This is a genomic window from Amycolatopsis sp. NPDC039088, assembly GCF_055598845.1.
Genome location: NZ_JBVKAE010000063.1, coordinates 18,786 through 31,395, shown reverse-complemented (window position 1 = coordinate 31,395; position 12,610 = coordinate 18,786). Strand labels below are relative to the sequence as shown.

Below are 12,610 nucleotides of genomic sequence, written 5' to 3'. Positions count from 1 at the left end.
GAACCAACCCGACCACGTGAAAGCCTTCTTCGGCAAGGAAGAAGTCCGCTACGCCGCAGACTGACCACGCCACATTTGCCTTACGGATCAATAAGACTACCGCGACCTGGCTCGAAGGCCCAACTCCCGGATCTGCCCTATCGAGTTGGCGTTTCGCAGGACAGGCGCGCCGCGAAGAGCTAGCTTCACCCCGTGGCCACCCCGAACGACTACCGCGCCATCGCGCGCAAGACCGACCGTCCGATGTGGATATGGGCGGGCTGCGCGCTGACGAGTGTCCTCTTGCTGTTCGGCGTGGGGATCTTCGTCGCGATCAGCGTCCTGAACGAAGACGACGCGACCGAGGCCGAGGCGGAGCTGCCCGCGGTCTGGCCGTCCAAGTCCGGGCTGGCGCTCCGCCCGGTGCCGATGCCGACGGGTGAGATGGTCGCCGCGCTGACGGACGAAACCGGCGCGCAGGTGCTGTGTCAGGCGCTCCCGGAGCAGCGCTGGGAGGAGATCCTCGGCGGACGGACGCTTCGGGAGGCGGGAACGGCCTGCCGCGCGGTCACCACGAAACTCGACGTCAGCGTGCAGATGGTGCCGGCGTTACCCAAGGACTCGAGCCGGGGCCTGCCCACGGAGACCACGGTCGCCGGCAAGCCCGCGGTCGTCGCCACGGACAAGGGCGGCACCAACCTGAGCGTCGAACTCGTCGAGGTCGCGCCGCACCACGGCGCTTCGCCGGTGCTGCACGTTTCGCTCCGCGGCAGGATCGTCAAGGTCTCCGAACCCGAGAAGACGGCGAGGGCGCTCGCCGAAGCGCTCATCGCCGTCGTGACACCGCCGGGACCGAAGTTGCCGGAAATCGGCAAAGACGGCGAGATCCCATTGGAGAAAACCGAGCCGGGACCGATCAAGGACCGGCCGCTCCCGGTGATCTCGTGGCTGCTGTGCGGAGAACTCGGCCGCGCGCTCGGGGTGCCACCGGACGAAGCGAAACCGACCTTCTTCGCCGGCTGCGAGCTGAACGGCGTGACCGCGGATTACAGCGAACGGTCCTCCGTCGTCACCCCGACCACGACGATCGCCGGGTTGCCGGCGCAGGTTGCCGACAAGACCGTCGTCGTACAGCTCACCGCCGATCCGGCCGGGGAGACGCTGAAGTTCAAGGGCGCCGGCGATCTGAGCGCCCTCGCCGAGAAGATGGTGCCGCCGCTGCTCGGCCGTTAGGCGCGGTAGTCCGCCTGGAGGTCGCCGAGCAGCTTCTCGTACGCCTTCCGCTCGAACCTGGCCCCGGTGAACGGGACCTCCTGGTCAGGATCGAACGGCTCGTAGTCGTACTGCCAGCCGAAGGCCCGCCACTCGACCTCGTCGTCACCGAAGACGACCTCGACGCTGTACCCACCACAGCCGAGGTCGCCGCACAGCGGGCAGAAGAGCAGCGCGACCCGCCCGTCGTCGAAATCACCCGGCAGGTGGCCCAGCAACCGCGACAGGTTCTCGACAGCCGACTCACGCCACCGATCGTCGTCCAGGAACAGCGGGGTCCGATGTTGTGTGGGCTCGAGCGTGCGCAGCGCGACCCCGTCGATCGTCCAGTCCAGGAACCGGGCCTCGCCGTCGTTCCACCTCGTCACCGCGGGGGTGACCCCGAGCGTGTTCACACCCGCTCCCGCTTCAGCACACGCAGTCCGTTGCCGAACCGCCGCACCGGCAGGCGTACTCCGCCGCGCCGGATCAGCACGACAGCGCAGACCACGGCGGCGAGCGCCGAGATCGCGCCGCCGATGTAGAACGGCGAGCGCCCACCGAAGGCGTCGGCCATCCAGCCGGTCATCGGCCCTCCAACGGGGTTGCCACCGATCAGCACCAGGACGTACAGACCCATCACGCGGCCGCGCATCTCCGGGCTGACCGCGGTCTGCACCAGCGCGTTCGCCGTGTTCAAGAACGTGATCGTAGCGAAGCCCAGCGGGATCAGCGCGAGACCGAAGGTCAGGTAGGTCGGCATGAACGCGGTGACCACTTCGAACGCCCCGAGCAGGAACGCCGAGATCAGCAGCAGCCGCACGCTCGGGCCACCGCGGGTGTTGCGGCGGGCGGACATCAGCGCGCCGGTGAAGGTACCGACGGCGACCAGTGTCGACAGGAGGCCGTAGCCGTCGGCGTTGGTGTGGAAGACGTTCGCCGCGACGATCGGCAGCGAGGTGAAGTAGGTGATGCCGAAGGTGCTCACGAAGAACACCAGCACCATCACGGTCATCAGGTCGCTACGCCGCCGGACGTACCGGAGCCCTTCGACCAGTTGCCCCTTCTCACGCGGGATGGCCGGGCCGCGGAAGAGCTTGTCGGGGTTCATCATCGCCAGCGCGGCGATGACGGCGCCCGTGCTCAGGGCGTTCGCGATGAACAGCCAGCCGGTCCCGACCCAGGTGATCGCGAAGCCCGCGATGGCCGGACCGACGATGCGGGCCATGTTGAAGATCGACGAGTTGAGCGCGACGGCGTTGGTGACCTTGTCCCTGCCGACCATCTCGGCGACGAACGACTGCCGCGCGGGCACTTCCAGCGACGCCGTGCAGCCGAGCGTGAAGCAGAGGACGTAGACCTGCCAGAGCGTCGCGATACCGCTCAGGTCGAGCACGCCGAGGATGACGGCCTGCGCCAGCACGGCGATCTGGATGCCGATCAGCAGCCGCCGCTTGTCGACGCGGTCGGCCAGCACCCCCGCCCACAGCGAGAGGAACAGCGTCGGCAGGAACTGCAGCGCGACCGCGATGCCGAGCGCGATCGGGTTGTTGCCGCTGAGGGTGAACACCAGCCAGTCCTGCGCGATGCGCTGCATCCAGGTGCCGATGTTCGAGATGACCTGGCCGGTGAAGAAGAGCCGGTAGTTGCGCACCTTCAGCGAGGAGAACATGCTCCCGCGCGGCTTGTCCTTACCGGACGTGGGTGGTGGTGGAGCGGGTTCGCGAGTAGCGGTGGTCTTCGAAGGACACTGTGTTTCGCTACCCGTGGTCGTCACCGCTGCTAGTTCCCCGCCATCCTGTCGATGATCTCGGCGGCGCGAGAGAGCACTTCACGTTCCCCCGCGCTCAACTCCGCCAATTGTTTGTCCAGCCAGATCTCCCGCGCGGTGATCTGCTCGATCACGTAGGCCCGGCCACGGTCCGACAACTCGACGATGGCCTGGCGGCCGTCCGTCGGATGCGGCCTGCGCTCGACGTAGTCCATCTCCTCGAGCGCGGCTATCACCCTCGTCATCGACGGGGGTTGAACGCCTTCCTTCGCGGCCAGCTGGCCGGGGGTCAGCGCACCGCATTTGTGCAGCGTGGACAGTGCGGACACCTGTGTCAGCGAGATGCCGTCACCGGCGCGCTGTGCCCGTAGCCGTCGATTGAGCCGTACCACCGCGAGACGCAGGCGGCTCGCCAGTGAGCGCTCGTGCGTGTCTCCGGACATATAGTTAGCATACCTCACGATCGGGTTCCCGGCCCGTGAGATCGACCACGGGTGACAAAAGCGCTGGTACGGTCTCACAAAGGGCGCTCAGCGCCCGACTGAGACTTCACCGATCGCGCCTCTTTCGGCCGAAGGCCACGCGAATGCGGCAGCGGGGCGCTTGATCGCGAAGGTGACATCCCTTCGAACGGCCCCGTTGACGTATTCGCGTCAGCGCGATCAGGAAAACACAGCCTGGATGGGGCCAACCGCGAAGTAGGCGACGAACATCACCGCGATGGCCCACATCAGCGGATGAACACCCTTCGCCTTGCCCGTGACCGCGCGGATGACGACGTAGCTGACGAAGCCCGCGCCGATGCCGTTCGCGATCGAGTAGGTGAACGGCATGACCACGATGGTCAAGAAGGCGGGCAGCGCGATGGTGAAGTCGGAGAAGTCGATCTCCTTGACCTGGCTCATCATCAGCGCGCCGACGACGACCAGCGCCGGAGCCGCGGCCTCGACCGGGACGACCTGGTAGAGCGGGGTCAGGAACATCGCCGCGATGAAGAGCACGCCGGTGACGACGTTCGCGAGGCCGGTCCTGGCCCCTTCGGCGATACCGGACGCGGATTCGACGTAGACGGTGTTCGAGCTCGACGACGCGAAGCCGCCCGCCGCGCCCGCGAGGCCGTCGACGAACAGGGCCTTGCCGACGTTCGGGAGTTTGCCGTCCGGCGGCAGGAGGTCGGCCTCCTTGGCCAGTCCCGTCATCGAGCCCATGGTGTCGAAGAAGTCCGCCAGCACCAGGGTGAACACCAGCAGTACGACGGTGATGATCGGCAGCCGGGTCCACGCGCCGAAGGAGATGTCGCCGACCAGCGAGAGGTCCGGCAGGCCGAGGACCTGATCGGGCAGCGCCGGGTAGCCGAGGTTCCAGCCCTGCGGGTTGACACCCTTGGACGGGCCGACCTTCGTGATCGACTCGACGACGATCGCCAGCACGGTCGAGGCGAGGACACCGATCAGGATCGCGCCTTTGACCCGTTTCGCGACCAGGATGCCGGTGACCAGCAGGCCGACGACGAACACCAGCGTCGGCCACGAGGCGATCGAGCCGTTGATGCCGAGCCCGACCGGGACGGTGGTCTTCGCGTCGTCCGGGACGCGGCGGACGAAGCCGGCGTCGACCAGGCCGATCAGCGTGATGAACAGGCCGATGCCGACGGCGATCGCGGATTTGAGCTGCGGTGGCACGGCGTTGAACACCGCCGTGCGGATCCCGGCGAAGACCAGCAGGACGATGACCAGGCCCTCGATCACCACGAGGCCCATCGCCTCGGGCCAGGTCATCTGCGAGGCGAGGGTGACCGCGACCAGGCTGTTGATGCCGAGGCCGGTGGCGATGGCGAACGGGTAGTTCGCGACCAGCCCCATGATGATGGTCAGCACACCGGCGACCAGCGCGGTCACCGCGGCGACCTGCGGGACCGGAAGGATGTTCCCGACGACGTCCTTGTGCGCGCCGGCGTCGGAAGCGGAGAAGCTGCCGATGATCAGCGGGTTGAGGACCACGATGTAGGCCATCGTGAAGAAGGTGACGATCCCGCCGCGGATCTCACGGCCCGGTGTCGAGCCGCGCTCACTGATCTTGAAGTATCGGTCCAGTGTGGACCGGGTGCGCTGCTCCGCCATCGCGTACCAACCCTTCGCCCGTTGCCGGGTACCCTTCCCCACGTGGGCGAATCGATCAATTCCGGGGAAGTAAACGGTTCATTGCGGCATACGCCGGAGCTGCCGAAGCGGCTGACCGATCTGACGCCGGTCGTGATCGTAGGTACCTCGCTCTGGGCCGTCGCGACCGTGGTCCTGTTCTTTGTGACCGACGGCATCTGGGTGCAGACGTCGCTCGCCGGCGTCGTGCTCGGCTTCATCGGTCTCGCGATCATCGCCTGGCAGCGCGCCGCCGCCCGTCGCGGCTCCCGCGGGGCCCAGCGCTTCTGACGCGTTTGGTCCTCTGAATGCGTCAGTTCAGGAGGGCGGCGGGTGAGGGGTCTTCCAGCAGGGCTGTGAGGACGTGCCGGTCGGCCCACCGGTCCGTGGCCCAGGCGAACGCCCGCGCGAGGCCTTCCGGGGTGTCGGCGGCGTGCAGCCTGCCATCCGACCACCAGGCGACGTCGCGTTCGGCGTCCTCGAAGGCCACCGTCAGCGTCTCATGCAGCAGCACCCCGCCGTCGGGTAGTTCGACGCCCAGCTGATCGGCGGCCAGCCGCAACGCGGAAAGCTCGGTCCACGGCACGTACTCGCCGTCGTCGGTGACCTTGGCGTCGAGGCCGCTCGCCACCGGCAGATCCAGCAACTCCGCCAGCGCACCGGCACCGCTCGCAGTGACGACCATCCGGTCCGGCGCCAGTACGGCGGCGAACCACGGGATGTCGAGTACGACGGCGTTCCGGGCGTCGACGGCCGAACCGTCCGCGACCCGGACGCGATCCGGCGCGTCGACGTCCACTTCGGCCTCGGCGAGCGCCGCGTGCGCCCGTGAAGCGAGACCAGGGCTCACCGTGCGCTCGGGGTCTCCCAGTCGCTCAAGGAGATCTTCGACGTCCTCGGCGGTGTCGACCGTCAGAGCGGTCCGCACTCCCGCGGCGAGCAGGATCTCCTTGCTCAGCCCCGAATCCGGGACGACGTCGTAGAGTCCGGCCAGCCCGGCGGCCTCGGGCATCCGCCAGTCGAGCGGCGCGTGCCCGGCCAGAAGCGCGTACCGCGCGAGCCACCAGCCAGTGTGCCCACCGGGCTCGGTGAGGGCACGCCAGGTTTCCGGGCGGGCCGCGAGCAGCCGCAGTGCCTCGGGCCAGGCGTCGTCGGCGACGAGGTCGAGATCGCGGACGGCGAGCACTCGTGACGGCGGCTTCTCCCGTGCGTCCCACCAGTCGTGTTCGTCGGGCAGGCCGTGCTCGGGTTCCAGCGGATCGTCGTCGGAAACGATCGCGAACGAATCGAGGACGCCGACCGCGACAAGCGTGGCCACCGGCCAATCCTCGGCGAATTCCTCGTCCAAAATGGACAAAGGTCCATCTTCTTCGAAGACCTCGGGGTCGAAAACGTCGCCGAGGGGCGAAGTCGGCAGCACGAGTTCGTCCGCGCGCCGCCAGCCGTCTTCGCCGGGCAAGGCCAACGCACCCGCCCATTCGGGGGCGTCGTCGCCGACTTCGGCGATCAGGCGGAGCACAGCACCCGCGAGCGCCATACCGTCCAAACCGGACTGGACGTCTTCGACACTGCGCTCGACGGCGGCGCTCAGCGCGTCGGCTTCGAGCAGGTCTCCCGCCTCGGCGTGTTTGGCGCCCAAGCGTTCCAGCAACGGATGCGCGGCGACCGGGTGCACGAGCCTCAGCCCGAGAATGTCCACATCGGACAGCAATTCGAGCAGCTCCGCCGAACCGCCGACGAGCAGTGCGTCACGCACGCCGGGCAACGTTCGGCCGTCCGACATCGGCACCGGCAAGGCGCCAAGGTCGTCCTTGGTGAGATCGTGCGCTTCGAGGGCCGGGAGCAGGACGTCGTAGAGCGAGTGCCACCACGAGGGCTCGCGCTGGATCCCGGTCAGCAGTTCGATGGCTTCGACAGGCGAAAGCGACCGCGCACCAACGGCGCGAAGGTCCACACCGGACAGGGAAACCAGTCCGGGCACGAGATCGGCCAACAAGGGCGCCAATCCCGGAACGTCGACCGACAAGACCCGTGCCTGCCGCCCTGGCAGATCGTCCCCCTCTTGCGCGGGCAGCCAGGGCGAGTCGGTGAGGTTCTCCAGAATGGCTTCGCGCAGCGTTCCGTCCACAGTGGAACGCGGAAAGCCTCCGCCGGGTACGAGCGCCAGCCGTTCCTTGGCGGGTAAGGAACGCACGAGTTCGATGTACTCACGCGCGGCGTTCTTCAATGCCGCCGTCAGCTCCGGCCCCGGCAGCGCACGACGGCGCGACGGCTCGATCGGCAGCGTCGCGATCAGCCGCGCGGGCAGGGAAAGTTCGTCGTCGGTGGGGGTCGGCGCGTGCAGGACGTCTTCGCCGAGCGGCCGCGGCGAACCGGATCCGTCCAGCGGGACCGCCCAGACGACGTCACCGCGGTGGACCTGCCAATGGTCGGCGGACCCGTCCGGCGACGAGAGTTCGACGACGCCGTCGCCGAGATCGGTCCGGCGCCAGACACCGCCTTCGATCTCGATGCTCTCCAGCCAGGACAAGGTGAGCAGGAGATCACCGACGGTGCTCGCCAGCTCCGCCAGCACGGCGGGGAGATCGACGCCGTCGCGTACCGGCAGCCGGACCTCGGTGGTGAAACCTTCCGGCACGGGAGGTTCGTCGGCCGAGACCGGCCACGGCAGCCGGAGTACCGGAACGTCACCGGCGCGGGCTGCCTCGGTTCGCGTGCGGGTCGCGGAGAACGCGACGCCGCCGGTCGTCGAAACGATCCGCGGTTCGGCGGAAACCGTGAGCACGGCGGCGAAACCGACACCGAAGCGGCCGACCGTATCGTCGCCCTTGCCGGAAGCGCGCAGCGAGGCAAGGGATTCGACACCGCGGGCGTCCAGCGGCGCACCCGTGTTGGCGAACCTCAGTTCACCGTCCACAACGGACACCCGAAGCCTGCCGCGCTCGCCGTCGGCCAGGGCGGCGTCGGCGGCGTTCTGCGCGAGTTCGACGAACAGCCGGTCACGGTAGCCGCCGACGCGGAGATCGTTCTCGGTGTTGGTGTCCTCGGTGAACCGCGTCGGCGAATCCGCCCACGCGCGCAGGACGGCGGCGCGTAACCGCTCGGTGCCGAACGGGTCAGTGCTCACTGGCGCTTTCGGCTTCGACCTGCGCCTCGTCGGCGGTGGCCTCGGTGGTGTCAGTGGTCTCGGTGACCTCGGGTTCGACTTCGGGCTGGACCTCGGCGGTTTCGGGCACCTCGGCAACCGGCGCCTCGGCCTCGTCGACCACGGGTGCCTCGGCGACCTCGGGCTCGGCAGGGGCTTCCGGCGCGGCCTCGTAGTCGATCAGCGAGTCGTCGTAGACCAGTTCCGCCACCGGAACCGACGAGGTCACCTCGACCTCGATCTCGGAATGCGCGCCGCAGCCGTACTCGACGTCGACGACGTGGCCGTCCGCCGGGGAGATGTCATTGGTGCACGCGCCGAAGGCCGCGCTGAGCGACCCCGCGAGCGGCACGAAGAACCCGCAGCTGCCGCAGACGTCCGGCGCGCTGCGCGCCATATCCGACCGCGGGCCGAATTCACCGCCGTGCCAGCGGGCGGCGGCGTCGAGCCTGCCGTACCGGGAGAGCACGTGGACGCGGCCGAGCCCGGTCTCCATGGCGACCGCTTCGACCGCCGGGTCGTCGGACGCCAGGTACGCCGGGGCGAGCCGCGGGTCGTCCTTCTCCGTCGGGAAGATGTCGCCGACGCCGAGATCGCCCGCCTGCACCCGGCGGTCCCACGGAACCCACGCCGGGGCGACGCGCGCGTCCGGACCGGGGATGAGCACGACCTCGCTGATCGTGATCGGCTGGTCCTCACCGGCCAGCGCGACCGTCACCGACCAGCGCCAACCCCGATAACCCGACACGGTCGCCTCGAACAGGTGACTGGCGGAAACCGCGTCCTCACGTTCGACGCCGACGTGCGCGCCGACCTGATCGGGACCGGCGTCCGCCAGCACCGCGTCGCGGGCGAGATCGACCGCCTCGGCGAGTTTGCGCTGGATAGAGCCGTCGTCCAGGGTCAACAGCAGGGTCATACCCCCATTCTGCCGCACGCCTTCTCGCCGTCCATGTCAGGCTGTCCGCGTGCGCACGCTGCTGACCACATCGCTCCTCCTCGCCGCCGTTCTCGGTGGTTGCGCCGCCGCGCCGGTGAACCAGGCGCGCCCGGCCGCGCCCGAAAAGCTCAAGGTGCGGGTGCTCTCGTCACTGCCGCACGACCCGGCCGCCTTCACCCAAGGGCTCGAGTTCTCCGGCGAGACGCTGTTCGAGGGGACCGGCCTGGTCGGGAAGTCGTCGATGCGGGCCGGGCCCGCGGGTGCGGCGCCGTCGGTCCGGCAGGAACTTCCCGGTCTGTTCGGGGAGGGCATCACCGTGCTCGGGCCGACGGTCTGGCAGATCACCTGGCAGGACGGCGTCGCGATCGAACGCGACGCCAAGACGCTGGCCGAACGCCGTCGCGTGCCCTACACCGGTGAGGGCTGGGGCCTCTGCCACCGCGAGGGCACCGGGCAACTGGTGATGAGCGACGGCTCGTCGAAGCTCACTTTCCGCGATCCGGTGTCGTTCGCGCCGACGGGCAGCGTCGACGTCGGGCGTGATCAGCTGAACGAACTGGAGTGCGTCGGCGACGCCGTGTACGCGAACGTCTGGCAGACGGACCGGATCCTGCGGATCGACGCCGCGTCCGGGCGCGTCACCGGCGAAATCGACGCGTCGGGATTGCTGGAGCCGGGCGAGCGGAGTTCCGCCGACGTCCTCAACGGCATCGCGGCGGTGCCGGGGACCGACGAATTCCTGATCACCGGCAAGCTCTGGCCCAAGATGTTCCGGGTGAAGTTCGTCCCTGTCCCCTAGAAAGCAGTGGTGAACGCGCGAAGCGGTCCCTGCGTAAGGCAGGATTGAAGGGTGGGAATCTTCGGCACGAACTCTGGACCCGACGGCACGCGTTCCGGCCGGTCGGGCAAGGAGCGTGGCCGCAAGAGCAAGCGCAAGTGGACGCCGGAGCCCGGCGCCGCCCAAGCGCGCGACTGGTCGACGCCGCCGCCGACCCGCGTCGAGCAGCAGCCGGTCCCGCCACGCGCGGCCCGTCCCCAACCGAATCACCAGCCCCACTACCAGCCACATCCGGCCGGGCCGACCGCCGACGAGGCACGCACCAGCGCGATCCCGATGGGGCACCACCAGCCACCGCCGCCACCGCCTCGCACTCCGCCGCCACCACCGCAGACGCCGCCCCGCGGCGCTCGGCCGTATCCCGATCCTTCGCAGCGGCAGACGGAACCCGTCCGGCGTCGTCCGGGCGGGTTCTACGACGAGCACCCGCCCGGCAGCGGCGAATACGAGCACTACGACACCGGTGGTTACGCGGGTGAACCGCGGGTCGCCGAGGAATTCCCGCAGGAGCACCCGACGACCGCCGTCCCGCCGCGGGCCGGGCCCCTGCCGAGGATGCCGAAGAAGATCACGGTCACCCGGGTCGCGGCGATGCGCAGCCGTCAGCTCACCGGACAGGCCGTCGGCGCGTTCCAGCGGGCGACCAAGGCGGACGGCGCCGACAAATCGGGCCTGACTTCACTGACGTACGCGGTGATGCTGAACTACGCCAGCGACGCCGCGATGGCGATCGCGCTGGCCAACACGCTGTTCTTCGCCGCGACCAGCGGGGAGAGCAAGGGCAAGGTCGCGCTCTACCTGCTCATCACGATCGCCCCGTTCGCGCTGGTCGCGCCGGTGATCGGCCCGGCGCTGGACAAGATCCAGCGCGGCCGCAGGCTCGCGATGTGCGTGTCTTCGGCCGGTCAGGCGCTGATGGCCATCGTGATGGCACTGCACTTCGACGACTGGCTCCTGTACCCGGCGGCGCTGGGCATGATGGTGCTGTCGAAGTCGTTCACCGTCCTCAAAGCGGCGGTGACACCGCGGGTGCTGCCACCCGAGATCACCCTTTCGAAGACGAACGCCCGGCTCACCGTGTTCGGCCTCGTCGCCGCCGGCGCGTTCGGCGCGCTGGCGAGCGGGATCAACGCGATCTGGGGTTCACAGGGCGCGCTGTGGTTCACGATGCTGATCTGTGTCGCCGCCGCGGTGCAGTCGATGCGCATCCCGTCGTGGGTCGAAAAGACCGAGGGCGAGGTGCCCGCTTCGCTGTCGGCCCACCCCGAGCGGCGGGTCAAAAAGCAGCGGCAGCCGATGGGGCGGCAGATCGTGGTCTCGTTGTGGGGCAACGGCACCGTCCGCGTGCTGACCGGGTTCCTGATGATGTTCTCCGCGTTCGCGGTGAAGGCGCAGGCCGAGGGCAGCGGGCAGAGCCCGTTCGACCAGTTGCTGCTGCTCGGCATCATCGGCGCCGCGGCCGGTGTCGGTGGTTTCCTGGGGAACGCGCTCGGTTCGCGGCTGCACTTCGGCAAACCGGATCAGGTGATCCTGGCCTGTGTCGGCGCCTGTCTGGGCATCGCGATCATCGCCACCGTGGCGGCCGGGCTGGCGACGGCGGCGATCGTCGCGCTCGTCGGCGCCACCGCGAGCGCGCTGGCGAAGATCAGCCTCGACGCCGTCATCCAGGAAGACCTGCCGGAGGAGTCGCGCGCGTCGGCGTTCGGGCGGTCGGAGACCGTGCTGCAGATGTCCTGGTGCTTCGGCGGTGCCGTCGGCCTGCTGCTGCCGCCGACGTACTGGATCGGGTTCCTCGTGCTGTCGATCCTGCTGGCCGTCGGGTTCACCCAGACCCTCCTGGTCCGGCGCGGGACTTCGCTGATCCCGGGTCTCGGCGGCGACCGGCCGCTGCGCCCGCAGCCGACCAGCGAAACACCGGTCCCGTCGGAGGCCGGTGACTCCCGGTGGCGGCCGGGCTCGTAATCTTCACCGTATGCGGCGACTTCGTATCTTGGCCCTGCTCGCGGCGGGTGGTTTCGTGGTGGCCGGTTGCTCGGCCCCCGGCCCCGAAGAGGTGACCTTCTTCGCCGACGGGAAGACGGTGAACGTCACCCCGCTGGCGTCCTGCGACGTCGCGACCGCCCAGTGCACGACCAGGCCCGACGCCGCGGGCAAGCTGCGCGTCCGGCCGGGGAAGCCGGTGCAGATCTCGGTGCCGAGCGGGATCGCGGAAACGCCGTGGAAGGTCACGGTGCAGTACGTGAACGGCAAGGGCGAGCCGCAGGAACTGAAGCAGGACATCATCACGTCGCTGGACCGCTTCGCCTACACCGTGACGACGCCCAAGCCCGACGACCAGATCCTCGTCGTCGAGGTCGCGCAGGCTTCGGTGATCAGCCAGACCGGCCGTCCGGAGGACGCCGAGGCGATCACCACCGCGATCTGGTCGCTGCAGGTCGAACCGCCCACCGCCTGAGCAGCAAGGGACCTTTGCTATCGCGCGTGCTCACCCCACAAGCCGATGCGCGTGCCAGGAACTCAAGGGGCGGCACCCTAAATCGTGGTCCGT

General features: G+C 69.1%; 11 protein-coding genes. 5 read left to right on the top strand and 6 right to left on the bottom strand.

Features of this window, described 5'->3' with window-relative positions:
- Window positions 1-192: 192 nt before the first annotated feature.
- Window positions 193-1,212, top strand: coding sequence for a hypothetical protein (locus ACZ7KI_RS41535; RefSeq protein WP_470278487.1), 1,020 nt, complete (start codon window positions 193-195; stop codon window positions 1,210-1,212).
- Here ACZ7KI_RS41535 and ACZ7KI_RS41530 read toward each other — a convergent pair.
- The 4 genes from ACZ7KI_RS41530 to ACZ7KI_RS41515 form a co-directional block, all read right to left on the bottom strand.
- The gene (locus tag ACZ7KI_RS41530) at window positions 1,209-1,646 is read right to left on the bottom strand and encodes a hypothetical protein (RefSeq protein ID WP_470278486.1); all 438 of its coding nucleotides are present in this window, start codon (window positions 1,644-1,646) and stop codon (window positions 1,209-1,211) included. The two genes, ACZ7KI_RS41535 and ACZ7KI_RS41530, sit on opposite strands and share 4 nt — an antisense overlap.
- Window positions 1,643-2,902, bottom strand: a complete 1,260-nt coding sequence (locus ACZ7KI_RS41525; RefSeq protein WP_470278491.1) for an MFS transporter — start codon at window positions 2,900-2,902, stop codon at window positions 1,643-1,645. Before ACZ7KI_RS41525 ends, ACZ7KI_RS41530 begins: the two co-directional genes overlap by 4 nt.
- Window positions 2,903-3,012: 110 nt before the next feature.
- Window positions 3,013-3,444 carry a MarR family winged helix-turn-helix transcriptional regulator gene (locus ACZ7KI_RS41520; protein WP_061984941.1) on the bottom strand — a complete coding sequence of 144 codons (432 nt, stop codon included), beginning with the start codon at window positions 3,442-3,444 and terminating at the stop codon, window positions 3,013-3,015.
- A 219-nt stretch (window positions 3,445-3,663) separates the two neighbouring features.
- Window positions 3,664-5,121 carry an NCS2 family permease gene (locus tag ACZ7KI_RS41515; RefSeq protein WP_470278490.1) on the bottom strand — a complete coding sequence of 486 codons (1,458 nt, stop codon included), beginning with the start codon at window positions 5,119-5,121 and terminating at the stop codon, window positions 3,664-3,666.
- An 81-nt stretch (window positions 5,122-5,202) separates the two neighbouring features.
- Here ACZ7KI_RS41515 and ACZ7KI_RS41510 point away from each other — a divergent pair, with 81 nt between their 5' ends.
- Complete coding sequence (locus ACZ7KI_RS41510) at window positions 5,203-5,430, top strand: DUF2530 domain-containing protein (RefSeq protein WP_470278489.1); 228 nt, start codon at window positions 5,203-5,205, stop codon at window positions 5,428-5,430.
- A 22-nt stretch (window positions 5,431-5,452) separates the two neighbouring features.
- Here ACZ7KI_RS41510 and ACZ7KI_RS41505 read toward each other — a convergent pair whose 3' ends face one another.
- Window positions 5,453-8,266, bottom strand: a complete 2,814-nt coding sequence (locus ACZ7KI_RS41505; protein WP_470278485.1) for a sacsin N-terminal ATP-binding-like domain-containing protein — start codon at window positions 8,264-8,266, stop codon at window positions 5,453-5,455.
- Entirely contained in the window at window positions 8,256-9,203 is a 948-nt protein-coding gene (locus tag ACZ7KI_RS41500) for a DUF3027 domain-containing protein (RefSeq protein WP_470278484.1), read from the bottom strand. Before ACZ7KI_RS41500 ends, ACZ7KI_RS41505 begins: the two co-directional genes overlap by 11 nt.
- Before the next feature lie 49 nt (window positions 9,204-9,252).
- Between ACZ7KI_RS41500 and ACZ7KI_RS41495 the strand changes: the two genes are divergently transcribed.
- From ACZ7KI_RS41495 to ACZ7KI_RS41485, 3 genes are read left to right on the top strand one after another with little or no spacing between them, the layout of a single operon-like run.
- Window positions 9,253-10,023, top strand: a complete 771-nt coding sequence (locus ACZ7KI_RS41495) for a glutaminyl-peptide cyclotransferase (RefSeq protein WP_470278483.1) — start codon at window positions 9,253-9,255, stop codon at window positions 10,021-10,023.
- Between the two features lie 51 nt (window positions 10,024-10,074).
- Window positions 10,075-12,024 carry an MFS transporter gene (locus ACZ7KI_RS41490; RefSeq protein WP_470278482.1) on the top strand — a complete coding sequence of 650 codons (1,950 nt, stop codon included), beginning with the start codon at window positions 10,075-10,077 and terminating at the stop codon, window positions 12,022-12,024.
- A 28-nt stretch (window positions 12,025-12,052) separates the two neighbouring features.
- Window positions 12,053-12,517: a DUF2771 family protein gene (locus ACZ7KI_RS41485; protein ID WP_470278488.1), complete on the top strand. Its 465-nt coding sequence runs from the start codon at window positions 12,053-12,055 to the stop codon at window positions 12,515-12,517.
- Window positions 12,518-12,610 lie beyond the last annotated feature (93 nt).

Coding starts and splice junctions, on each gene's coding strand:
- ACZ7KI_RS41525 (WP_470278491.1), bottom strand. CDS start 2,902: ATGTTCTCCTCGCTGAAGGTGCGCAACTACCGGCTCTTCTTCACCGGC.
- ACZ7KI_RS41520 (WP_061984941.1), bottom strand. CDS start 3,444: ATGTCCGGAGACACGCACGAGCGCTCACTGGCGAGCCGCCTGCGTCTC.
- ACZ7KI_RS41515 (WP_470278490.1), bottom strand. CDS start 5,121: ATGGCGGAGCAGCGCACCCGGTCCACACTGGACCGATACTTCAAGATC.
- ACZ7KI_RS41500 (WP_470278484.1), bottom strand. CDS start 9,203: ATGACCCTGCTGTTGACCCTGGACGACGGCTCTATCCAGCGCAAACTC.